General features: G+C 65.7%; 34 protein-coding genes. 31 read left to right on the top strand and 3 right to left on the bottom strand.

Annotated elements, in window-relative coordinates:
* Positions 1-292, top strand: a 292-nt coding sequence (locus tag WEB06_07970) for a hypothetical protein (protein ID MEX2555552.1), incomplete at its 5' end; no start/stop codon positions are given.
* Between the two features lie 49 nt (positions 293-341).
* Here WEB06_07970 and WEB06_07965 read toward each other — a convergent pair.
* From WEB06_07965 to WEB06_07955, 3 genes are all read right to left on the bottom strand, one after another.
* On the bottom strand, positions 342-1,886 hold the full coding sequence (locus WEB06_07965; GenBank protein ID MEX2555551.1) for an MBOAT family O-acyltransferase: 1,545 nt from the start codon (positions 1,884-1,886) through the stop codon (positions 342-344).
* Between the two features lie 87 nt (positions 1,887-1,973).
* The gene (locus WEB06_07960; GenBank protein MEX2555550.1) at positions 1,974-3,482 is read right to left on the bottom strand and encodes an MBOAT family protein; all 1,509 of its coding nucleotides are present in this window, start codon (positions 3,480-3,482) and stop codon (positions 1,974-1,976) included.
* Complete coding sequence (locus WEB06_07955; protein ID MEX2555549.1) at positions 3,482-4,477, bottom strand: hypothetical protein; 996 nt, start codon at positions 4,475-4,477, stop codon at positions 3,482-3,484. Before WEB06_07955 ends, WEB06_07960 begins: the two co-directional genes overlap by 1 nt.
* Before the next feature lie 338 nt (positions 4,478-4,815).
* Between WEB06_07955 and rpsL the strand changes: the two genes are divergently transcribed.
* The 30 genes from rpsL to rpsM all read left to right on the top strand — a co-directional run bounded on the left by rpsL (position 4,816) and on the right by rpsM (position 21,784).
* Entirely contained in the window at positions 4,816-5,187 is a 372-nt protein-coding gene (gene rpsL / locus WEB06_07950; GenBank protein ID MEX2555548.1) for a 30S ribosomal protein S12, read from the top strand.
* 56 nt (positions 5,188-5,243) lie between these two features.
* Complete coding sequence (rpsG, locus tag WEB06_07945; GenBank protein ID MEX2555547.1) at positions 5,244-5,714, top strand: 30S ribosomal protein S7; 471 nt, start codon at positions 5,244-5,246, stop codon at positions 5,712-5,714.
* A 74-nt stretch (positions 5,715-5,788) separates the two neighbouring features.
* On the top strand, positions 5,789-7,873 hold the full coding sequence (gene fusA, locus WEB06_07940) for an elongation factor G (protein MEX2555546.1): 2,085 nt from the start codon (positions 5,789-5,791) through the stop codon (positions 7,871-7,873).
* Positions 7,874-7,891: 18 nt separating this feature from the next.
* Positions 7,892-9,076: an elongation factor Tu gene (tuf, locus tag WEB06_07935; protein MEX2555545.1), complete on the top strand. Its 1,185-nt coding sequence runs from the start codon at positions 7,892-7,894 to the stop codon at positions 9,074-9,076.
* A gap of 36 nt (positions 9,077-9,112) precedes the next feature.
* Positions 9,113-9,424, top strand: coding sequence for a 30S ribosomal protein S10 (rpsJ, locus tag WEB06_07930; GenBank protein ID MEX2555544.1), 312 nt, complete (start codon positions 9,113-9,115; stop codon positions 9,422-9,424).
* Between the two features lie 2 nt (positions 9,425-9,426).
* Positions 9,427-10,083 carry a 50S ribosomal protein L3 gene (gene rplC, locus WEB06_07925; protein ID MEX2555543.1) on the top strand — a complete coding sequence of 219 codons (657 nt, stop codon included), beginning with the start codon at positions 9,427-9,429 and terminating at the stop codon, positions 10,081-10,083.
* Positions 10,080-10,748, top strand: a complete 669-nt coding sequence (gene rplD, locus WEB06_07920; protein MEX2555542.1) for a 50S ribosomal protein L4 — start codon at positions 10,080-10,082, stop codon at positions 10,746-10,748. The genes rplC and rplD overlap by 4 nt, the downstream gene beginning before the upstream one ends.
* Positions 10,745-11,032: a 50S ribosomal protein L23 gene (gene rplW / locus WEB06_07915; protein ID MEX2555541.1), complete on the top strand. Its 288-nt coding sequence runs from the start codon at positions 10,745-10,747 to the stop codon at positions 11,030-11,032. The genes rplD and rplW overlap by 4 nt, the downstream gene beginning before the upstream one ends.
* A 4-nt stretch (positions 11,033-11,036) precedes the next feature.
* The gene (gene rplB, locus WEB06_07910; protein MEX2555540.1) at positions 11,037-11,870 is read left to right on the top strand and encodes a 50S ribosomal protein L2; all 834 of its coding nucleotides are present in this window, start codon (positions 11,037-11,039) and stop codon (positions 11,868-11,870) included.
* Between the two features lie 9 nt (positions 11,871-11,879).
* The gene (gene rpsS / locus WEB06_07905) at positions 11,880-12,173 is read left to right on the top strand and encodes a 30S ribosomal protein S19 (GenBank protein ID MEX2555539.1); all 294 of its coding nucleotides are present in this window, start codon (positions 11,880-11,882) and stop codon (positions 12,171-12,173) included.
* A complete protein-coding gene (gene rplV, locus WEB06_07900) occupies positions 12,173-12,547 on the top strand; it encodes a 50S ribosomal protein L22 (GenBank protein ID MEX2555538.1) in 375 nt (124 codons plus the stop codon). The genes rpsS and rplV overlap by 1 nt, the downstream gene beginning before the upstream one ends.
* Positions 12,531-13,532 carry a 30S ribosomal protein S3 gene (rpsC, locus tag WEB06_07895; protein MEX2555537.1) on the top strand — a complete coding sequence of 334 codons (1,002 nt, stop codon included), beginning with the start codon at positions 12,531-12,533 and terminating at the stop codon, positions 13,530-13,532. Before rplV ends, rpsC begins: the two co-directional genes overlap by 17 nt.
* Positions 13,532-13,948 (top strand): 50S ribosomal protein L16, encoded by a 417-nt coding sequence (gene rplP, locus WEB06_07890; protein ID MEX2555536.1) that lies wholly within the window; start codon positions 13,532-13,534, stop codon positions 13,946-13,948. Before rpsC ends, rplP begins: the two co-directional genes overlap by 1 nt.
* The gene (gene rpmC, locus WEB06_07885) at positions 13,949-14,185 is read left to right on the top strand and encodes a 50S ribosomal protein L29 (GenBank protein MEX2555535.1); all 237 of its coding nucleotides are present in this window, start codon (positions 13,949-13,951) and stop codon (positions 14,183-14,185) included.
* Positions 14,182-14,457: a 30S ribosomal protein S17 gene (gene rpsQ / locus WEB06_07880; protein ID MEX2555534.1), complete on the top strand. Its 276-nt coding sequence runs from the start codon at positions 14,182-14,184 to the stop codon at positions 14,455-14,457. The genes rpmC and rpsQ overlap by 4 nt, the downstream gene beginning before the upstream one ends.
* Positions 14,458-14,460: 3 nt before the next feature.
* Entirely contained in the window at positions 14,461-14,829 is a 369-nt protein-coding gene (gene rplN / locus WEB06_07875; GenBank protein ID MEX2555533.1) for a 50S ribosomal protein L14, read from the top strand.
* Positions 14,830-15,165, top strand: a complete 336-nt coding sequence (rplX, locus tag WEB06_07870) for a 50S ribosomal protein L24 (protein MEX2555532.1) — start codon at positions 14,830-14,832, stop codon at positions 15,163-15,165.
* A complete protein-coding gene (gene rplE / locus WEB06_07865) occupies positions 15,165-15,731 on the top strand; it encodes a 50S ribosomal protein L5 (GenBank protein ID MEX2555531.1) in 567 nt (188 codons plus the stop codon). The genes rplX and rplE overlap by 1 nt, the downstream gene beginning before the upstream one ends.
* 3 nt (positions 15,732-15,734) lie before the next feature.
* Positions 15,735-15,920, top strand: coding sequence for a type Z 30S ribosomal protein S14 (locus WEB06_07860; GenBank protein MEX2555530.1), 186 nt, complete (start codon positions 15,735-15,737; stop codon positions 15,918-15,920).
* Positions 15,921-15,927: 7 nt separating this feature from the next.
* On the top strand, positions 15,928-16,326 hold the full coding sequence (gene rpsH / locus WEB06_07855; GenBank protein MEX2555529.1) for a 30S ribosomal protein S8: 399 nt from the start codon (positions 15,928-15,930) through the stop codon (positions 16,324-16,326).
* A 7-nt stretch (positions 16,327-16,333) separates the two neighbouring features.
* Positions 16,334-16,873, top strand: a complete 540-nt coding sequence (gene rplF, locus WEB06_07850) for a 50S ribosomal protein L6 (protein ID MEX2555528.1) — start codon at positions 16,334-16,336, stop codon at positions 16,871-16,873.
* Positions 16,873-17,229 (top strand): 50S ribosomal protein L18, encoded by a 357-nt coding sequence (gene rplR, locus WEB06_07845; GenBank protein MEX2555527.1) that lies wholly within the window; start codon positions 16,873-16,875, stop codon positions 17,227-17,229. Before rplF ends, rplR begins: the two co-directional genes overlap by 1 nt.
* A gap of 12 nt (positions 17,230-17,241) precedes the next feature.
* Positions 17,242-17,808: a 30S ribosomal protein S5 gene (rpsE, locus tag WEB06_07840; GenBank protein ID MEX2555526.1), complete on the top strand. Its 567-nt coding sequence runs from the start codon at positions 17,242-17,244 to the stop codon at positions 17,806-17,808.
* Positions 17,805-17,984, top strand: coding sequence for a 50S ribosomal protein L30 (gene rpmD / locus WEB06_07835; GenBank protein ID MEX2555525.1), 180 nt, complete (start codon positions 17,805-17,807; stop codon positions 17,982-17,984). Before rpsE ends, rpmD begins: the two co-directional genes overlap by 4 nt.
* A 4-nt stretch (positions 17,985-17,988) precedes the next feature.
* Positions 17,989-18,426, top strand: a complete 438-nt coding sequence (gene rplO, locus WEB06_07830) for a 50S ribosomal protein L15 (protein MEX2555524.1) — start codon at positions 17,989-17,991, stop codon at positions 18,424-18,426.
* Positions 18,426-19,724 carry a preprotein translocase subunit SecY gene (gene secY, locus WEB06_07825; protein MEX2555523.1) on the top strand — a complete coding sequence of 433 codons (1,299 nt, stop codon included), beginning with the start codon at positions 18,426-18,428 and terminating at the stop codon, positions 19,722-19,724. The genes rplO and secY overlap by 1 nt, the downstream gene beginning before the upstream one ends.
* Before the next feature lie 7 nt (positions 19,725-19,731).
* The gene (locus tag WEB06_07820; protein MEX2555522.1) at positions 19,732-20,394 is read left to right on the top strand and encodes an adenylate kinase; all 663 of its coding nucleotides are present in this window, start codon (positions 19,732-19,734) and stop codon (positions 20,392-20,394) included.
* Complete coding sequence (gene map, locus WEB06_07815; protein MEX2555521.1) at positions 20,391-21,155, top strand: type I methionyl aminopeptidase; 765 nt, start codon at positions 20,391-20,393, stop codon at positions 21,153-21,155. The genes WEB06_07820 and map overlap by 4 nt, the downstream gene beginning before the upstream one ends.
* A 127-nt stretch (positions 21,156-21,282) precedes the next feature.
* Positions 21,283-21,396 carry a 50S ribosomal protein L36 gene (gene rpmJ / locus WEB06_07810; GenBank protein ID MEX2555520.1) on the top strand — a complete coding sequence of 38 codons (114 nt, stop codon included), beginning with the start codon at positions 21,283-21,285 and terminating at the stop codon, positions 21,394-21,396.
* A gap of 4 nt (positions 21,397-21,400) precedes the next feature.
* Positions 21,401-21,784 carry a 30S ribosomal protein S13 gene (gene rpsM, locus WEB06_07805; GenBank protein MEX2555519.1) on the top strand — a complete coding sequence of 128 codons (384 nt, stop codon included), beginning with the start codon at positions 21,401-21,403 and terminating at the stop codon, positions 21,782-21,784.
* Positions 21,785-21,797 lie beyond the last annotated feature (13 nt).

The following is a 21,797-nucleotide window of genomic DNA, read 5'->3' as shown; positions in this document are numbered from 1 at the left end:
CGACCCGCTGCTCGGCCTGAAGGAGAACGTGATCATCGGCAAGCTGATCCCGGCCGGTACCGGGATGGCGCGCTACCGGACGATCAAGGTGTTCCCGACCGAGGTCCCGGAGCGCCTGTACGCGCTGCCACAAGAGGAAGAGGAGTTCGGCCCGACCTTGGACAGCGCTCCGGCCCGCACATTCCAGATGCCGGTTCCGCCGCAGTTCCAGGAGCAGGCGCCGCCTTCCGGCAACGGCGAGGAGCCGCCGGCCTCGGTCGAAGAGCCGCCGGGCGAGCAAGCGGCGGAGTAGCCGAAACGAAAGCACGACGCGGGCCCCGGAGTTCCGGGGCTCGCGGCTTTCAGAATTGGAAATAGATGAACGGGATCGGCGTGCCGCCGCTGTAGATCATGATGGCGAGAACGAACGTTCCGTACATGAGCGCCCGCGCAGGCGCAGGCCAGTGGATCGCGAAGGTCTCGTCGCGCGTGTTCCGCTGCAGGATGTCGATGCCGAACGAGAAGATCGCCGCGACGACCAGCACGGCGACGGCGTTTCCGTCCAGGGACCCCGACCGCCAGGTAAGGATACCCTTCAGGAAGTTCCACGCATCGGTGAAGGACGCGGCACGGAAGAAGATCCCTCCGAGCGTGAAAGCAAGGACCGTGTAGAGCGCGGGAAGGAGGCCTCTCTTCCAGACGAACGGCGGGGGAAGGGGCGCCTCTTTCCGATGCGCCAGCTTCACTGCCGCGGCGTCGACGCTGGATTCGTGGCTGATGTCCACCGGCAGCGTGCCCAGCTCCCCGCCGATCGGCGACGTCGACCGCTTCTCGACGACCGTTCCGGTTCGCCTCTTCCGGTCCGAGAACCAGCGTTCGACGACCAAAAAAACTCCGTTGATGCCTCCCCAGGCAACGAACGTCCATGCGGCTCCGTGCCACAGACCAGCGATCAACATGACGATCATCGTGTTGAAAGCGAACCGGCGCCTGCTGACGCGGTTCCCGCCGAGCGGCAAGTAGAGATAATCGCGAAGCCAGGTCGCGAGCGAGATGTGCCACCGGCGCCAGAGCTCCGTGATGTTGCGGGAGAGGAACGGCTGCTCGAAGTTACGCAGCAGCTCGATGCCGAAGAGGCGGGACGATCCCCGGGCCATGTCGGAATAGCCTGAGAAATCGCCGTACACCTGCAGCACGAAAGCGAAAGCGCCGACCACGAGGAACGCTCCTCCGTTGCCACCAGGGTTGGCGAACGCCGTGTTGACGAACGGTGCGAGCGCGTCGGCGATCGCTACCTTTTTGAACAAGCCGAGGAGGATCAAGAAGATGCCGGAACGGAAGTCTTCCAACCTGGGGCGCCGGCGCGGGTTCGCGAACTGCGGGAGCTGGATCTGCGCGCGGCCGATCGGGCCGGCGACGAGTTGCGGGAAGTAGGCGACGAAGCAGGCGAAATCGAGGAGATCCTTGCTCGCCTCGATCTCGCGCCGGTAGACGTCGAACGTGTACGAGATCCCGTGGAACGTATAGAAGGAGATCCCGACCGGCAGCAGGATGTTGAGGCTCGGGCGGTTGGGCTCGAGGCCGAACGCGTTGAGGAGATCCACGGCCGAGTCGACGAAGAAGTTGAAGTACTTGAAGAATCCGAGGATCCCGAGGTTCACCACCAGACTCACGAAGAAGATCCGCTTGCGGCGACGCTCGTCCTGGGTGGAGTCGAGCAGCCGGCCGATCGTGAAGTCGGTCAGCGTGGACACCCACATGAGGAACAGGAACCGGACGTCCCACACGGCGTAGAAGTAGTACGAGGCCACCAGGAGCATCGCGTTCTGCTTCCGGCGATCCAGCAGCCAGTACACGCCCAGGACGATCGGCAGGAACAAGGCGTACTGGAGCGAGTTGAAGATCATCGCGAACCTCTGCTCCCGGAACCAGCGTGCCCCGGCCGGGACCTCCGGCGGGGCGATGGATTATAGGCGTCCCGCGCGCGCGGATACCTAGAACTGGAAATAGATGAACGGGACCGGCGAGCCTCCGCTGAAGACGATGATCGCGGTGGCGAGGAGCCCATAGAACGCCCCCCGAACGAGCGCCGGTGCGCGCAGGATCGCCGTCTCGGAGCCCCCGTTCCGCTGATACAGATCGATCAGGAAGATCGCGAGCCCGCCCAGTCCAACGAGCAGCATCCCATCGAGCCCTGGCGCCCCTCGCCGGAAGCTGAGGATCCCGGTGATGACGTCAGCGGCCTGGTCGAATGATTCGGCACGGAAGAATATCCACGCGAAACACACGAGATGGAACGTCAGAAGTGCCGGCCAGAAATCTCGGAGAAGATGGAACCGCGGTGGGGGCGCGGTATGCGGTGCCCGAACCTCTTCGTCCGGCTTCGCGTCTGTTGCGTCCGTGTCGCCGGGAGTGTCGTCGAGCGAGCCGCCGATCGGTGTCGTGCGGCGCGCCTTCCGGCTGATCGCTCGGTGGACGCACAAGTACGCGCCGTGGAGCCCGCCCCAGACAACGAACCCCCACGCCGCGCCGTGCCAGAGGCCGCCCAGGAGCATCGTGACCATCAGGTTGCGATAGGTGGCGAAGCGGCCCTTCCGGTTCCCGCCGAGCGGCACGTAGAGGTAGTCGCGCAGCCATGTCGAAAGCGAGATGTGCCATGTCCGCCAGAAGTCGGTGATGTTTCTCGAGAGGTACGGCTGGTCGAAGTTCTTGAGGAGCTCGATGCCGAAAAGCCGCGACGTTCCGCGGGCGATGTCGCTGTATCCGGAGAAATCGCCGTAGATCTGGAGAGCGAACCCGTACACGCCGAGCAAGAGCGTCGCCGCGCTGACGCGGCTCGCGTTTGCGAAAGCGGAGTTGACCGTCGACGCGAGCGCGTCGGCGATGGCGATCTTCTTGAACAAGCCAAGGAGGATCAGGAAGACACCGGACCGGATCTGATCCCAGGAAGGCCTGCGCCGCGGGTGTTCGAACTGGGGGAGCTGCACCTGTGCGCGGCCGATCGGGCCGGCCACCAGCTGCGGGAAGTACGAGACGAAGAGCGCGAAATCAAGGAAACGGTGGACCGGCTCGATCTCGCGGCGGTACACATCGAACGTGTACGAGATCCCGTGGAACGTGTAGAAGGAGATCCCGACCGGAAGCAGGATGCGGAGCGTCGTGGGGTTCGCTTCGAACCCCAGCGCGCGGAGCAGGTCGGCGCCGGAGTCGACGAAGAAGTTGAAGTATTTGAAGAATCCGAGGATGCCGAGGTTCACCGCGAGGCTTACCAGGAAGATGCGCTTGCGCCGCCGTTCGTCTTCCGTCGACGCGAGCAGCCTGCCGACGACGTAGTCGGTTACCGTCGAAGTAGCCATCAGCCCGAGGAATCGGTAATCCCACGCACCGTAGAAGACGTACGAGGCAACGAGGAGGAGAAGGTTCTGCTGGCGGTGCCGGAGGATCCAGTAGAGACCGAGAACGATCGGCAAGAACAGCGCGAATTCGTAGGAGTTGAAGACCATTAGATCGGCGTCGTTTCTGCGTCCAGCTGCCGCGTGAATCGCGCGCGCCCTTTGCTGTTGAGGTGGAATGGATCGGCGAACTCGGTCGTCCCCTCGAACCAGGAGTGGGCGTCGATCACCTGGGTTCGCGACGCGAACGTGGCAAGGATCTGTTCGAACGTGCGGTAGTCGTCCGCGCCGTGCGGATGGGCATCGATCGCGTCCTGCGTCACCGGCATCTCGACGAGGACCACCCGGATCTTGGCCGCCGTAAGCTCATCGACCATATGGCGCAGCGAGGCCAGCGCGTGGTCGCCTGCGGAGAATCGCGCGAGCGTTCGGGGGACGACGTTCTTGTGGAAGTCCTCGGTGAGGTATTGAGGTCGGTTGAAGATGCGCAGCGCGGCCAGCTGCCCGAGCGACCCAACCGAAGCGCGACCGGCTCCGGCCGGCGTGTCGAAGAGCGTCGAAGGGGAGCGGAGCCGTTGACGGTAGCGGACAAGGTATGACTGGTCGCCGGCGCGGAGGATCCATTCCGTTGGGGAAAGGTCCGTGGCGACCGATCGTCCTCCCTGCGATCCGCGAACCGATTGGAACGCCTGCTCCGACGAGGATCCGAGATCGTTGAGCTCGCGGCTCGATAGCCCGACGACGACGACATCCGGGCGGAGTCGTGGGACCACGACACGCAGGGTCCACAGATCGAGCAAGCGGGTTCCGGCGCCGTTGAGTGCGGCGTTGAACGCGGGCCGATCGGCTCCCGACACCTGCGAGTAGAGCTCAGGATCGGCGGCCGCGTTCACCATCGACGAACCGACGAAAACGACCGAGGCGCCCCCTTTCGCCGCGAGGCTGTCCATCGCTTCGACCTTCTTGGTCGCTTCCCAGTCGTTCCAGGTGTTGAGGGGCCCGAGCTTCGGGGCGGCCACGCGGAGAGCGATCTCGGCGAGCACGAGGACCACCAACGCTGCGACGATGGGCATGGGGAGCCGCCCTCGCGCGCGAGGCGTGGTCACCGCGAGCCTCCCTGAAGGCCGGGGATCGGGCATGAGGAGCGTCGTACGCTGGACGAGTTGAAGGCCATGAACTGCTGTCCTTGAACGGCGTTCGGCTCGTTGAGAAGGGCCCCGAAACGAGGCGACGGATTATAGCGCCGGGGCCTCGAGTAGTCCGGGTCCACACGCGGGACGTCACGGCTCGCCGGCATGCGCGTTGACCAGCGGCGTCGCCGCGGGTAGCCTAGTGTGCCGTGCCCGGGCCAGGGCCTCGTCCGGGCGCACCCTTCGGAGGCCACCCGACTTCCTTTTCGACCTTGGGGAGGCGTGTGCCCCGACCGAGACAGGTGAAAGCGTAGATGCCGACGATCCAGCAGCTGGTACGTCACGGCCGCAAGCAGAAGCGGACCAAGGTGCGCACGCCCGCACTTAAGGGATCGCCTCAGCGCCGCGGAGTGTGTACGCGCGTCTACACGACGACGCCGAAGAAGCCGAACTCGGCGCTCCGGAAGGTGGCGCGCGTCCGGCTGACCAGCGGCACCGAGGTCACGGCGTATATCCCCGGTATCGGGCACAACCTGCAGGAGCACTCGATCGTGCTCGTTCGAGGCGGCCGCGTGAAAGACCTCCCGGGCGTTCGTTACAAGATCATCCGGGCGGCCCTCGACACCGCAGGCGTGCGCGACCGCAAGCAAGCCCGTTCAAAGTACGGAGCTAAGCGAGAGAAATAGACAGCCGGCGAGGCCGGGGCGCGTCCCGGGCTCGCTTTTCCGCGCTAGGAGAAGAATTGCCGAGAAAAGGGCCGATCCCGAAGCGCGAGGTCCTCGCGGACCCCGTGTACAGCAGCGTGCTCGTGACTCAGCTCACGAACAAGGTGTTGGAGCGCGGGAAGCGCGGCACGGCGGAAGCGATCGTCTACACGGCGCTGGAGAAGCTCTCCGAGCGGTCGAACGTGGACGCGGTGACCGCGTTGAAGAAGGCCGTTGAAAATGTGAAGCCGCAACTCGAGGTCCGGTCTCGACGCGTCGGCGGTGCGACGTATCAGGTTCCGGTCGAGGTGCCCAACCGGCGCGGCACGACGCTCGCGCTTCGGTGGCTCATCCAGAACTCGCGGTCGCGCCGGGAGAAGTCGATGGCCGAGCGGCTGGCCGGCGAGCTGGGCGACGCGCTGAACATGACCGGAACGTCCGTGAAGCGCAAGGAAGACCTCCACAAGATGGCGGAGTCGAACAAGGCGTTCGCGCACTACCGGTGGTAGCCATGGGAGAACCGGCGAAGAAGATGGCTGAAGGAACGCAGGTCAGGCAGGCGGGGCGAGCAGGCAAGGAGCTCGTGATCCGCGAGTACCCGCTCGCCCGAACCCGGAACATCGGGATCATGGCGCATATCGACGCCGGCAAGACCACCACGACCGAGCGGATCCTCTATTACACCGGCAAGACGTACAAGGTCGGCGAGGTTCACGAGGGCACCGCGGTCATGGACTGGATGGTCCAGGAGCAGGAGCGCGGAATCACGATCACCTCCGCCGCGACCACCTGCATGTGGAAGGACCACTGGATCAACATCATCGATACGCCCGGGCACGTGGACTTTACGGTCGAGGTAGAACGCAGCCTGCGGATCCTCGATGGGGCGGTCGCCGTCTTCGACGCCGTCGCAGGCGTGGAACCACAGACCGAGACCGTGTGGCGCCAGGCCGACCGGTACCAGGTCCCGCGTATCTGCTTCGTCAACAAGATGGACCGCACCGGCGCCGACTTCTTCCGGACCGTCGAGATGATCCGCGACCGGCTCGACTCGCATCCCATCCCGATCCAGCTGCCGATCGGCAGCGAGGACTCGTTCTTGGGTGTCATCGACCTCGTAACGATGGTCGCGCATGTGTGGCCGGACGAAGGCAAAGGCGAGGAGTGGGAGGACCGCCCGATCCCCGACGAGTACAAGGAAGCCGCCGACCACTGGCGCCATGAGCTCTATGAGTCGCTCGCCGACTATGACGAGGAAGTCATGGAGGCCTACATCGGCGGTGGTCCCGAGCCGTCCGCGGAGCACATGCGTCGCGCGATCCGCGCCGCCACCTTGGCCGGCACGGCGACGCCGGTTATCTGCGGGACTGCATTCAAGAACAAGGGCGTTCAGCCCTTGCTGGATGCGATCGTGCAGTACCTGCCTTCGCCGCTCGACGTTCCGCCGGTGGCCGGGACGATCCCCGGTAGTGCGGTCGAGACCCGTCCGCCGGATGACGAGGCGCCCTTCTCGGCGCTCGCGTTCAAGATCGCGGCCGATCCCTACGTCGGCAAGCTCACCTACTTCCGCGTTTACTCGGGGACGCTGCGGACGGGCGCGCACGTGAACAACTCGTCCAAGGACCGCAAAGAGCGCGTGGGCCGCATCCTCCAGATGCACGCGAACCACCGCGAGGACCGCACCGCTGCCTTCGCAGGTGACATCGTCGCGGCCGTGGGCCTGAAGCACACCACCACCGGAGACACGCTGTGCGACCCGGCTTCGCCGATCGTGCTCGAATCGATGACGTTCCCGGCACCGGTGATCTCCGTTGCGATCGAGCCGAAGACGAAGGCCGACCAGGAGAAGCTCGGGAAGGCGCTCCAGTCGCTCTCCGACGAGGATCCGACGTTCGTCGTCCGGTTCGACGAGGAGACCGGCCAGACGATCATCGCGGGGATGGGCGAGCTGCATCTCGAGGTGCTGGTCGACCGGCTGACGCGCGAATTCAAGGTCGGCGCGAACGTCGGCAAGCCGCAGGTCGCCTACCGCGAGACCATCGCCAAGACCGTTCCGAAGCACCAGGTCCGCTTCGTGCGTCAGACCGGCGGCCGCGGTCAGTTCGCCGTCGTCGAGATCTCGCTCGAGCCGACGGGTCCCGGCGGTGGCTTCGAATTCGTCTCGAAGCTCAAAGGGGGCTCGATCCCCAACGAATACATCCCTGCGGTCGACGAAGGGATCCAGGAAGCGATGGAGTCCGGCGTGCTCGCGGGGTACCCGCTCGTCGATCTCCGTGCGACGCTGCTCGACGGTCAGTACCACGACGTCGACTCGTCGGAGATCGCGTTCAAGATCGCCGGCTCGATGGCGTTGAAGGAGGCCGCCCGTAAGGCCGACCCCATACTGCTCGAGCCGATGATGGAGGTCGAGGTCGTTACGCCGGATACCTCGATGGGTGACGTGATCGGCGACCTGACCTCGCGTCGGGGCAAGATCGAGCGGATGGATGCGCGCGGCTCGATGCAGGTTATCCGTGCGCACGTGCCGCTCGCGGAGATGTTCGGATACGCCACGGATCTGCGCTCCAAGACGCAGGGCCGGGCGACGTACACGATGCAGTTCCACACGTATCAGCGCGTGCCCGAAAGCATCGCGAAAGAGATCGTCGCAAAGGTCCGGGGCGAATAACCCCAGGGGAGGGACGAGATGGCGAAGCAGAAGTTCGAGCGGACGAAGCCCCACGTGAACATCGGCACCATCGGTCACATCGACCATGGGAAAACGACGCTCACGGCCGCCATCACCAAGGTCCTCTCCAAGCAGGGGATGGCCGACTTCACGCCGTTCGACCAGATCGATAAGGCTCCGGAGGAGCGGGAGCGCGGCATCACGATCGCGATCGCGCACGTCGAGTACCAGACGGAGAACCGTCACTACGCGCACGTCGATTGCCCGGGCCACGCCGACTACATCAAGAACATGATCACCGGCGCAGCGCAGATGGACGGGGCGATCCTCGTCGTATCCGCTGCCGACGGCCCGATGCCCCAGACACGTGAGCACGTGCTGCTCGCCCGTCAGGTCGGCGTGCCGTACATCGTGGTCGCGCTGAACAAGGTGGATATGGTCGACGACCCCGAGCTGCTCGAACTCGTCGAGCTCGAGGTACGCGAGCTGCTCTCGTCGTACGAGTTCCCCGGCGACGACCTTCCGGTCATCCGGGTGTCGGCGCTCAAGGCGCTCGAGGGCGACGAGGAAGCCGAGAAAGGCATCCTCGAGCTGATGGCGGCCTGTGACGCCAACGTCCCCGAACCCGTCCGTGACGTCGAGAAGCCGTTCCTGATGGCGATCGAAGACGTGTTCTCCATCACCGGGCGCGGAACCGTCGTGACCGGCCGCGTCGAGACCGGCAAGATCCACGTCGGCGACGAGGTCGAGATCGTCGGGATCCGGCCGACGACGAAGACGACCGTGACCGGTGTGGAGATGTTCCGCAAGCTGCTCGACGAAGGCATGGCCGGCGACAACATCGGCGCCCTCCTGCGCGGGACCGCGAAGGACGACGTCGAGCGCGGTCAGGTCCTTGCCAAGGGCGGGACGATCACGCCGCACACCGACTTCGAGGCGCAGGTGTACGTCCTGTCCAAGGAAGAGGGCGGGCGGCACACGCCGTTCTTCAACAACTATCGCCCGCAGTTCTACTTCCGTACGACCGACATCACGGGCTCGATCAAGCTGCCGGAGGGCGTCGAGATGGTCATGCCGGGCGACAACACGCAGATGACCGTCCAGCTCATCAACCCGATCGCGATGGACGAGGGGCTTCGTTTCGCGATCCGTGAAGGTGGACGTACCGTCGGCGCCGGCCGCGTCGTAAAGATCGAGAAGTAACCGGTTCCACTCGGGCACCGAGGGGCGGAGAAGCGGATGGCGCAAACACAGAAGATCCGGATCCGGCTGAAGGCGTACGACCATGAGGTCATCGACCAGTCGGCCCGCAAGATCGTGGACACGGTCACGCGGACCGGCGCGAAGGTCTCGGGTCCCGTACCGCTTCCGACGGAGCGGAGCGTGTACTGCGTCATCCGCTCGCCGCACAAGGACAAGGATTCGCGTGAGCACTTCGAGATGCGGACGCACAAGCGTCTGATCGACATCCTGGACCCGACGGCCAAGACGGTCGACTCGCTGATGCGGCTCGACCTCCCTGCCGGCGTTGACATCGAGATCAAGCTGTAGCCATGGCGATAGTCAAAGGGATCCTCGGGGAGAAGTTGGGCATGACCCAGGTCTTCACCGACGACGGCCGCGCGGTGCCGGTCACGGTGCTGCGTGCCGGCCCGTGCACGGTCACGCAGATCCGCACGGCGGAGCGAGACGGCTACGCGGCCGTCCAGCTCGGCTTCGGTGAGGTCGCCGCGAAGCGGCTCAACAAGCCGCTGACCGGGCACCTGTCCGCCTCGAAAGCGGCCGCGGTTCGGTCGTTGGTCGAGATCCGCACCGACGATGCGTCGTCGTTCCAGCTGGGTTCGAAGATCACCGCGGACGTGTTCGCGCCCGGCGAGAGCGTCGACGTCGTGGGCGTTTCGAAGGGTAAGGGGTTCGCCGGGGCCATGAAGCGATGGAACTTCGCCGGGAAAGAGGCCTCGCACGGCACGGACCGCAAGCATCGCTCGCCCGGCTCGCAGAACGCAGGAACCACTCCGGGGCGCGTGTTCAAAGGCAAGAAAGGGCCGGGCCATCTCGGTCACGAGCGAGTCACGATCCTCAGCCTCGAGGTCGTCGAAGCCGACCCGGAGCGGGATCTGCTCCTGATCAGGGGAGCGGTGCCGGGTCCGATCGGCGGCCTGGTCCTGGTCCGTAACGCAGTGAAGACGAAGGCGAGGAAGCACTCGTGAGTGAGATAGACGTCCGCTCCGCATCCGGCGACGTGGTCGGTCGTGTCGCGCTGGACGACGTCGTGTTCGGCGCGCAGGTCAACGTGCCGGTGATGCATCAGGTCGTGCGCGCGCAGCTCGCGGCTGCTCGGTCCGGTACCCACGCGACGAAGAAGCGGGGCGAGGTGCGCGGCGGCGGCAAGAAGCCGTGGCGCCAGAAGGGAACCGGCCGGGCGCGTCAGGGCTCGATCCGCGCGCCCCAGTGGACGGGCGGCGGCACAGTCTTCGGCCCGCAGCCGCGCGACTACGAGATGAAGGTGCCGAAGAAGATGCGCGCGCTCGCGCTGCGTTCGGCGCTAACGGACCGCGCACGTGAAGGCCGGGTCGCGGTGATCGATCGCTTCTCGTTCGAGACGCCGAAGACCAAGGATGCGCTGAAGGTACTCGAGGCTCTCGGCGTATCAGGGAAGGCGCTCGTCGTGCTCGACACGGTTGATCTGGTTGCCGGGAAGTCCTTCCGCAACCTGACCACGGTCCACGTCATCACCGTCGACCAGATCAACACTCACGATGTGATCGCGGCGGACTGGGTGGTTTTCACCCAAGCGTCGATCGAGCGGTTGAACGAGCGCAAGCCCCGAAAGAAGGCAGCCGCTGCGACGTCCGGGGAGGGGGAGGGCGCGTGAAGGACTATCGAGACGTGATCATCGCGCCCGTGGTTTCGGAGAAGTCGTACAGCGCGATCGACCGGAACGTCTACACGTTCCTGGTGGCGCCGACCGCGAACAAAACCGAGATCAAGATCGCGGTCGAGAAGATCTTCGAAGTGCGCGTGTTGTCGGTGAACACGATGTGGCGCTCCGGGAAGAAGAAGAGGACCCGCTACACGATGGGCGAGCGGTCCGCGCAGAAGCGAGCTTTGGTCACCCTCGCCGAGGGCGACAAGATCGAGATCTTCCAGCCGAGGTAGCCAGATGGCGATCCGAAAGTTCAAGCCGACGACCCCGGGACGCCGCGGGGCGAGCCAGTCCGACTATTCCGAGGTCACCCGCTCGCGTCCCGAGAAGAAGCTCACACGCAGCCGACCCTCGAGCGGCGGCCGCAACGCGCACGGGCGGGTCACGGCGTATCACCGAGGCGGAGGGAACAAGCGTCGCTACCGGATGGTGGACTTCCGTCGCAACAAGGACGGTGTCCCGGCCAAGGTTGCGTCCATCGAGTACGACCCGAACCGCAACGCACGGATCGCGCTCCTCCACTACCGCGACGGCGAGAAGCGCTACATCATCGCGCCGGACAAGCTCTCGGTCGGAGACATCGTGGCGTCGGGCGAAGGCGTCGACATCAAGCCCGGCAACGCACTGCCCCTCAAGAACATCCCGGTCGGCTCGATCGTTCACGCGGTCGAGCTGCGTCCGGGCGGGGGCGCGAAGATCGCTCGCAGCGCGGGGACGAGCGTGCAGCTGCTCGCCAAGGAAGGCGTATACGCGCACCTCCGCATGCCGTCGGGTGAGATCCGGCTTGTTCCCTCCGCGTGCCGGGCGACCGTGGGAGAGGTCGGCAACGCGGAGTGGGAGCTCATCAACTGGGGCAAGGCCGGGCGCACGCGGTGGAAGGGTCGCCGTCCGATCACGCGCGGCGTCGCGATGAACCCGGTCGATCACCCTCTGGGCGGCGGCGAAGGCAAGTCCTCGGGAGGCCGTCACCCGACCAGCCCTTGGGGGAAGAAGGAAGGCCGGACGCGCAAGAAGGGCAAGGGGTCCGACCGTTTGATCGTCCGGCGTCGCAAGAGCAAGAAGAAGAAGTAGGGGAGCGAGATGGCACGCAGTCTTAAAAAGGGACCGTTCATCGACGACCACCTGCTCGAGAAGGTGGAGTTCGCACTCAAGCGCAACGACAAGCGTGTCATCAAGACATGGTCGCGGCGCTCGACGATCATCCCCGACATGGTGGGGCTGACGATCGCGGTCCACGACGGCCGTAAGCACGTCCCCGTCTACGTGACCGAGAGCATGGTGGGGCACAAGCTCGGAGAGTTCGCGCCGACGCGGACGTTCCGCTCCCACGGGCATCACGCCGCCGAGAAAGCCACCGGACCGGGCAAGAAGTGATGGCGAAGGCGAAGGAGAGAGAGGCACGCGCGAGCGCGAAGTTCGTGCGTATGTCTCCATACAAGGTGCGCTACACGTTGAACCTGATCCGCGGCAAGCACGTGGAAGAGGCGCGACGCGTGCTGGCATTCACGCCGCGCGCGGCGTCGCCCGAGCTCGCGAAGATCTTGAACGCGGCCGTGGCCAATGCCGAGCAGACGCTACGCGTTCCGGCGGACACGCTCTTCGTGACGCGTTGCTGGGCCGACGAAGGGCCGACGCTCAAGCGCTGGCGGCCTCGCGCGCAGGGGCGAGCAACCCGGATCCGGAAGCGCACCACTCACATCACGATCGTTGTGCAACCGAGGGAGGGCTCGCGTGGGTCAGAAGATTAACCCGTACGGGTTCCGGCTCGGGTCCAACCCGAACTACGAATGGCGCTCGCGTTGGTACGCCGACAAGCAGTATCTCCCGTGGCTCCAGGAGGACCTGAAGATCCGCAAGAACCTGCACGACAGTTTGGCGCACGCCGGCGTCGCGCGGATCGACATCGAACGCAAGGGCGACCGGCTCCAGGTCGATATCTACACAGCCCGGCCGGGCATCGTGATCGGCCGCCGCGGGGTCGAGGTCGACCGGATCCGCGACGAGCTGCGCAAGATGACCGGTAAGGACAACGTCCAGCTCAACGTCATCGAGCTGAAACAGCCGGAACTCGAGGCGCCGCTCGTGGCGCAGGGGATCGCCGAGCAGCTCGCCGGTCGCGTGTCGTTCCGCCGTGCGATGCGTCGCGGTGTGCAGACGACGATGCGCGGTGGGGCCAAGGGCATCCGGGTTCAGGTCGGCGGGCGTCTGGGCGGTTCGGAGATGTCTCGCAGCGAGTGGTACCGCGAAGGGCGCGTCCCGCTCCACACGATCCGAGCGGACATCGACTACGGCTTCCGCGAAGCCAAGACGACCTTCGGCCGGATCGGCGTGAAGGTATGGATCTACAAGGGTGATGTCGCGCCGTCGCGTGAGGAGAAGGAAGCGGAGCTCGCACGTGCTCGCGCGCGCGCGGCTGCCGCCGGAGAGATCGTCGCCCCAACGGTCAGGCCACGTCGCGGCTCCGGCGCAACGCGTTCGCCATCCGGTCAAGGGAAGTCGCCTCGCGGCCCGAAGCCGGCCGATGCGGCGACCCCCGCCGACGCGGCCGAGGCCGCCCCACCCGAAGCCTCGTCGATCCCGCCGGTCGCGTCCGAGGCTGGGCCTGCCGCCGCCGAGGCATCGGCGCCACCCGAAGCTCCGACGCCACCCGAAGCTCCGACGCCCACGCCCGAACCTCCATCCGTTGCGCCCGAAGCTCCGCCGGCACCCGGTGGCTCGGAGGGAGATGTCTGATGCTCTCCCCGAAGAAGACCAAGTACCGGAAGCAGCACCGCGGCCGCATGCGCGGGAAAGCGAAGGGCGGCGTCCAGGTGCATTTCGGCGACTACGGCCTTCAGGCGATGGAGCCCGCGTGGATCACCAACCGCCAGATCGAGGCGGCGCGTGTTGCGATGACGCGGCACATCAAGCGCGGCGGGAAGGTGTGGGTCAACATCTTCCCCGACAAGCCCTTCACGAAGAAGCCCGCCGAGACGCGCATGGGATCGGGGAAGGGGAACCCCGAGTACTGGGTCTGTGTGGTCAAGCCGGGACGCGTGATGTTCGAGCTGGCGGGCGTCGACGAAGGTCAGGCACGCGAGGCGTTGCGGCTCGCGGCGCACAAGCTTCCTATCAAGACAAGATTCGTGAGCCGGGAAGAAGGCGAGTAGATGTCCAAAGAGGCCGACAAGCTTCGGGATACTGCCGAGGACGAGCTGGAAACAAAGCTTGCCGAAGCCAAGGAAGAGCTGTTCAACCTTCGCTTCCAGCTCGTCACCGGTCAGTTGGACAACCCGATGCAGATCAAAGTGGTGCGCAAGCAGGTCGCGCGGATCCTGACGCTGATGCGTGAGCGCGAGCTCGAGGAGCTCGAAGCGCAGGCGATCGCCGGCGCCGAGGAGGCTTGATGGCGGAGAGCACGGTGAAGGAGCGGGGACGCCGCAAGACGCGCGTCGGCGTCGTCGTTTCCGACAAGATGGACAAGACGGTTGTTGTCGTCGTACGCGACACCACCCGGCACCACCTGTACGGAAAGATCCTCCGCCGGATGACGAAGTATCGCGCGCACGACGAGACGAACGCGTGCGGCATCGGAGATCGCGTCCGGATCGCCGAGACGCGTCCGTTGTCGAAGACCAAACGTTGGCGTGTCCAGGAAATACTCGAGAAGGCGAAGTAGCAGATGATCCAGCAAGAGTCGCGACTGAAGGTGGCCGACAACACGGGCGCTAAGGAGATCCTTTGCATCCGCGTGCTCGGCGGGTCGGGCCGGCGCTACGCCGGGATCGGCGACATCATCGTCGCGACGGTCAAGGACGCACTCCCCGGCGCGCCGGTCAAGAAGGGTGAGGTTGTGAAGGCGGTCGTCGTGCGCACCGCGAAGGAGCGCCGCCGGCCGGACGGCTCCTACATCCGCTTCGACGAGAACGCCGCGGTGCTCATCAACGAGCAACAGAACCCGCGGGGGACCCGCATCTTCGGGCCCGTGGCTCGCGAGCTGCGCGAGAAGAAGTTCATGAAGATAATCTCGCTCGCTCCGGAGGTGCTGTAGATGCAAAGCCTGCACATCCGAAAGGGCGACGAGGTGATCGTGCTCTCGGGCAAGGACCGGGGGAAGACCGGACGCGTGGTCCGAACCTGGCCGAAGACCCGCAAGGTCATGATCGAGGGCGTCAATCAGGTGAAGCGTCACGAGCCGCTGCGGCAGCAGCGCGGCCGTCAGGGGATGACGGGCGGCATCGTAACCAAGGAGATGCCGGTCCAGATCTCGGCGGTGGCGCTGGTCTGCAACACCGACTCGTGCCAGGGCAGGGCCCGGGTCGGCTGGGATCTGGCCGAAGATGGCTCGAAACGGCGCGTGTGCCGTAAGTGTGGGAGTGAGGTGTGATGGCCCAGGCAGAGGCGGCCGTTAAGGAGATCCCGCGCCTGAAGAAGCGCTACCGGGAGGAACTCGTCCCCCAACTGAAGGGCGAGCTCGGCTACGCGAACGTCATGCAGGTGCCGCGGCTCGAGAAGATCGTGCTCAACATGGGCGTCGGTGAGGCCATCAAGGACGGCAAGCTGCTCGAGGCCGCCGTCGGGGATCTGACCGTCATCGCGGGACAGAAGCCGATCGTGACGAAAGCGCGGAAGTCGATCGCGGGGTTCAAGCTCCGCGAAGGACAAGCGATCGGCACGAAGGTCACCCTTCGGGGCGACCGCATGTGGGAGTTCCTCGACCGGCTTCTCACCCTCGCGCTGCCGAGGATCCGCGACTTCCGTGGACTGTCGGCGACGTTCGACGGCCGCGGGAACTACTCACTCGGTCTGACGGAGCAGCTCGTGTTCCCGGAAGTCGATTACGACCAGGTCTCCAAGGTGAGAGGGATGCACATCACCATAGTAACGACGGCACAGGACGACGGGGCCGCCCGCGCGCTGCTGAAGGCGCTCGGATTCCCCTTCAAGGAGTAAGGCATGGCAAAGAAGTGTTTGGTCATCAAGCAGCAACGACCGGCGAAGTTCAAGGCTCGGGCGTACAACCGCTGCAAGCGCTGCGGTCGTCCCCGCGCGTACTACCGGAAGTTCGGGCTGTGCCGGATCTGCATGCGACAGCTTGCGCACGCCGGCGAGCTGCCCGGCATCACGAAAGCAAGTTGGTGATCTCCAGATGACGATGACAGACCCGATCGCGGACATGCTGGCGCGGATCCGCAACGCGACGACGGCGCACAAGGAAGAAGTCACGATGCCGTCCTCGAAGATCAAGCTCGGCATCGCCGACATCCTGAAGCGTGAGGGTTACATCCAGGAGTTCGGGATCGAGCGTGGCGAGTTGGGCCCGGTGCTGAAGATCGTGCTCAAGTACGGGCCGAACCGCGAGCGAACGATCGCCGGCTTGAAGCGGATCTCGAAGCCCGGCCTCCGGGTGTACGCGCAGCGGGACTCGATCCCGCGCGTGCTGGGTGGCCTCGGCATCGCGATCATCTCGACGTCCAACGGACTCGTCACCGACCGGCAAGCCCACAAGGCCCGCATCGGCGGCGAAGTGCTCGCCTACGTTTGGTGAGGATGAGATGAGTCGGATCGGAAAGCAGCCGATCCCGATCCCGTCTGGGGTCGAGGTTCAGGTTGCCGAGAGCCGCGTCTCGGTGAAGGGCTCGAAGGGTTCGCTCGCCCTCGAGCTCCACCCGGCCATGTCCGTCGCGATCACCGACGGCAACGTCGTCGTATCGCGGCCGACGGATGAGGCCCAGCATCGCGCTCTGCACGGGCTGACGCGCAGCCTGATCGCGAACATGGTCGAGGGGGTAACCAACGGCTACACGCGCACGCTCGAGATCCAGGGGGTCGGCTACCGCGCGGCCCTCAAGGGGTCGACGCTCGAGATCGCGGTCGGGTACTCGCATCCGGTGATCGTCGAGGCGCCGGCCGGGATCACGTTCGAGGTTCCGCAGCCCACCCGGATCATCGTGAGCGGGACCGACAAGCAGGCGGTCGGTCAGGTGGCGGCCAACATCCGCGCGATCCGCAAGCCCGACCCGTACAAGGGGAAGGGCATCCGCTACCAGGGTGAATACGTTCGCAAGAAGGCCGGAAAGGCAGGGAAGGCGTAGTGGACGCGAAGCGCAGGTTCGAGGCGCGCCGCAAGCGTCACCTACGGGTGCGCAAGCACATCCGGGGGACCGAGGAGCGGCCGCGCATCGCGGTGTTCCGTTCGAACAAGCACATCTACGCGCAGCTGATCAACGACGTCGACGGCCGCACCCTGGTGGCCGCGTCGAGCCTCGATGCCGACGCTCGCGCCGGCGGCGCCAAGAAAGACGTCGCGCGCAAGGTGGGGCAGTTGCTCGGCCGCCGCGCCGTCGAGCGCGGCGTGCAAGCGGCGGTGCTCGACCGGGGCGGCCGTCTGTACCACGGCCGGGTCGCAGAGCTGGCCGATGGGGCTCGCGAGTCGGGCTTGAAGTTCTAGGGAGGCGATGGAGTGGTCGAACGACGCAGATCTGGAGGGCCCGAGGAGGCCGGCAAGCCGCAGCTCGAGGAGCGAGTGGTTTCGATCAACCGCGTGGCCAAAGTGGTCAAAGGTGGCCGGCGGTTCTCGTTCACCGCGCTCGTCGTGGTCGGCGATGGGTCGGGCCGCGTCGGCGTCGGCTACGGCAAGGCCAAAGAGGTACCGCTGGCGATCCAGAAGGGCGTGGACATCGCCAAGCGCTCCATGTTCTCCGTCCCGATGGTCGGGACGACGCTTCCGCACGAGGTGATGGGGATCGCCGGAGCGGGTCGCGTGCTCCTCAAGCCCGCGGCGCCCGGTACCGGGGTCATCGCTGGTGGGCCGGTGCGCGCCGTGATGGAGTGCGCCGGTATCGCGGATGTGCTGTCGAAGTCGCTCGGTAGCGAGAACCCGATCAACATGGTTCACGCGGCCGTCGCGGGGTTGAAGGAGCTTCGCAGCCCGCAGGACGTCGCGCGCATCCGCGATCTGCCGCTCGACCACGTCGCCCCTCGCCGGCTGCTCGAGGCCGTCGTTGGTAAGGACGGGGATGGGTCGTGAGCGCGCTGAAGATCACGCTCGTCCGTGGGCTCGTGGGAACCACGCAGGACCAGCGAGCCACGGTACGGTCACTCGGGCTGAAGAAGATCCGCCAATCGGTGGTCCGCGACGATCGTCCCGAGGTGCGAGGCATGCTCAAGAAGGTCTTGCATCTCGTGACGGTCGAGGAGGCGTAGGCACGTGAAGCTTCATCATCTGAAGCCGGCACCGGGAGCGCATCGTAAGCGCACGCGCGTCGGTCGCGGGACCGGGTCCGGCAAAGGCAAGACCTCGGGTCGCGGCTCGAAGGGAACCTACGCTCGCAACACGTTGCCGCGCGGCTTCGAAGGCGGCCAGATGCCCTTGCAGCGCCGGCTCCCCAAGCTGGGCGGCTTCGTCAACCGGAACCGCGTGGAGTTCTCCCCGGTGAACGTGGAACGGCTCAACGCCTTCGAAACGGGTGCCGTGGTCGACCCGGCAGCGCTGGCGGCTCGCGGCCTCGTGCGTAAGCGCCGGGCGCCTGTCAAGATATTGGGGCGCGGCGAGCTTTCGACCCAGCTGACCGTGCGTGCGCATGCGTTCTCGGCGAGTGCTCGAACGAAGATCGAGCAAGCCGGAGGACAGGCGGAGGTCATCTAGTGCTAAGTGCCTTCCGGAACGCCTTCAAGATCCCGGACCTTCGAAAGAAGATCCTGTTCACGCTGGCCGTCATCGCGGTCTACCGCCTCGGTTCCCACATCCCGCTACCGGGCATCGACTTCAACAAGGTCGAGGAGGTCCAACGCGAGGCTGCGCAGGGCGGCATCTACGGCCTCATCAACCTGTTCTCGGGCGGCGCCCTCACCAACTTCGCGATCTTCGCGCTCGGGATCATGCCGTACATCACCTCGTCGATCATCATGCAGCTGCTGACCGTCGTGATCCCCCGGCTCGAGGCGTACGCGAAGGAGGGCGAGCAGGGGCAGAAGAAGATCACGCAGTACACGCGCTACATGACCGTGGTTCTGGCCTTGCTGCAGTCGCTCGGCATCGTGGTCACGGCGAACTCCGGACGTCTGTTCAGCGCGGGCGGCCAGCCGATCCGCGACTTCTTCCCCGACCTGACCGCCGGCAAGACGTTCCTGGTCGTGCTGACGCTCACCGCGGGCACGGCGATGATCATGTGGCTCGGCGAGCTGGTCACGCAGCGCGGCATCGGGAACGGCATGTCGATCCTGATCTTCGCGTCCATCATCTCGCGCTTCCCTGCCGAGAGCGCCGCGATCTACGCGCAGGCGAAGGGGTTCAAGACGGCGGTGGTCGCCGCGCTCGGGGTCGGGATCGTGGTGGCGGTGGTACTCGTGGAACAGGCTCAAAGGCGGATCCCGGTGCAATACGCGAAACGTGTTGTTGGGCGGAAGCTGTACGGCGGCTCGTCCACGTACATCCCGCTGAAGGTCAATCAGGCCGGCGTCATCCCGATCATCTTCGCGTCGTCGTTGCTGTACCTGCCGGTCCTGGCCGCGACCATCGTGCAGAACGAGGGATTCAAGGCGTGGGTGGACACCAACCTCGCCGGCGGCGGCGACCAGCCGCTCTACATCGTCACGTACTTCCTTCTCATCATCTTCTTCACCTATTTCTACACGGCGATCACGTTCAACCCGGTGGACGTGGCCGACAACATGAAGAAGTACGGCGGGTTCATCCCCGGTATCCGCCCCGGACGTCCGACCGCCGAGTATCTCGACCACATCCTCACGCGCATCACGCTGCCCGGATCCGCCTTCCTGGGCACGATCGCGGTCCTGCCGTTCATCGTCCAAGGCCTCTGGGACATCAGTGCGTTCCCATTCGGAGGGGCGGCGGTGCTCATCGTCGTCGGCGTGGGCCTGGAAACGATGAAGCAGCTGGAATCGCAGCTCTTGATGCGGCATTACGAGGGATTCCTCAAGTAGGCGCCTGGTGCGGATCGTTCTCCTCGGCCCTCCCGGGGCAGGAAAGGGCACCCAAGCGGTCCAGCTGGCGGAGCGCTATGACGTGCCGCACGTGTCGACCGGAGACATCCTGCGCTTCGTCGTGGCATGGCAGACCGACATCGGTCAGCGGGCGAAGTCCTACATGGATGAGGGCGAACTGGTCCCCGACGACCTCGTGCTGGAGCTGCTGAAGATCCGTCTCGCTCAGGAGGATGCGCGCGCCGGGTTCGTCATGGACGGCTTCCCGCGGACACTTCCGCAGGCGGAATCCCTCGACGATATCCTCGCGGAGATCGGTCACAAGATCGACGGCGTGCTCTACCTCGAAGTCCCGGACGAGCTGATCGTGCTCCGGCTGTCGGCACGCGCATCGTGTCCGACCTGCGGCCGGACGTACAACCTCCTCGCGAGCCCGCCGAAGGACGAGATGAAGTGCGACCGGGACGGCTCGCCGCTGATCACTCGCGACGACGACCGGCCCGAGGTGATCCTGCAACGTCTCGGGGTCTTCAAGCGGCAGACCCATCCGCTGATCAAGTACTACGAGGACCGCGGGATCCTGAGAACGGTTCAAGGCGCAGGCTCCAAGGATGAGGTCCTCGAGCGCATGGTCGGCGAGCTGGATGACATGGCCGGGAGGAGCTCGTGATCATCATCAAGAGCGCTGCCGAGATCTCCACGATGCGCCGGGCCGGCGAGGTCGTCGCCGCCGCTATCGCGGCAACGCGACACGCCATCCGGCCGGGTCTGACCACGGCCGACCTGGATGCCGTCGCCGCGAGAGTGATCGAGGGCCGGGGCGCCAAGCCGTCGTTCCTCGGCTACCGGGGGTTCCCGGCCACGATCTGCACCTCGGTCAACGACGAGATCGTGCACGGCATCCCCGGCACGCGGGTGCTGAAAGAGGGCGACCTCGTGAAGCTCGACGTCGGCGCCGTCGTCGACGGCTTCCACGCCGACTCGGCGGTCACCGTCCCGGTGGGCGAGCCCTCGCCGGAGGCCTCGAAGCTCATCGAGGCGACCGAACGGGCCCTGTGGGCCGGCTTAGCCGAGGCCCGGCCGTTACGGCGGCTCGGGGACATCGGGGCGGCGGTCCAGACCATCGCCGAGGGCGCGGGCTTCTCGGTCGTCCGCGAATACGTTGGACACGGGGTCGGCCGGTCGCTGCATGAGGAGCCGCCGGTTCCCAACTACGGCACCCCGGGGAAGGGGTACAAGCTCACGGAAGGCCTGGTTGTGGCCATCGAGCCCATGGTCAACGTGGGCGAGTTCGCCACGCGACTGCTTCCCGACGGATGGACGGTCGTCACCCTAGATGGTTCACTGTCCGCGCACTTCGAGCACACGGTGGCCGTCACCGCGGATGGTCCATGGGTGCTCACCGACCCCGACGGAAGGATCGCCGCGTGACGCGACCGCGGCGCGCCGGTTGGAGCCCGGGCATACCCCTGCTATACTGCGCGTTTGGTTCCAGAGCCTGTCTGTTAGTCGACCGCGCCCGTGAACCGGACCGGGCGATTGTGGTGGGGAGAGCGGAGTGAAGGTTCGTCCGAGCGTGCGCAAGATGTGTGAGAAATGCAAGATCGTTCGGCGTGGCCGGGTGGTGCTCGTGATCTGCACGAATCCAAGACACAAGCAGAGGCAGGGGTAGGCGGATGGCCCGTATCGCAGGTGTCGACCTCCCGCGCGACAGGCGCGTCGAGATCGGTCTGACGTACATCTTCGGCGTCGGTCCCACGCTCGCGCGCAAGACGCTCGAGGCGACTCAGGTGAACCCATCGACGCGTGTGCGCGATCTGTCCGACGACGAGATCGTTCGGCTGCGCGAGTGGATCGACGCGAACTACAAGATCGAAGGTGACCTCCGTCGCGAGGTCTCCCAGAACATCAAGCGCAAGATCGAGATCGGCTGCTACCAGGGGATCCGTCACCGCCGAGGCCTCCCGGTTCGCGGTCAGCGGACGCACACGAACGCGCGGACCCGGAAGGGTCCCAAGAAGACCGTGGCCGGCTCCAAGAAGGTTCGGGCGAAGAAGTAACCAGACGGAGGTC

This window comes from Actinomycetota bacterium (genome assembly GCA_040905475.1).
Taxonomy (GTDB): domain Bacteria; phylum Actinomycetota; class AC-67; order AC-67; family AC-67; genus DATFGK01.
Note: the sequence above shows the minus strand (reverse complement) of the source record. Positions and strands in the feature narration are given on the sequence as shown.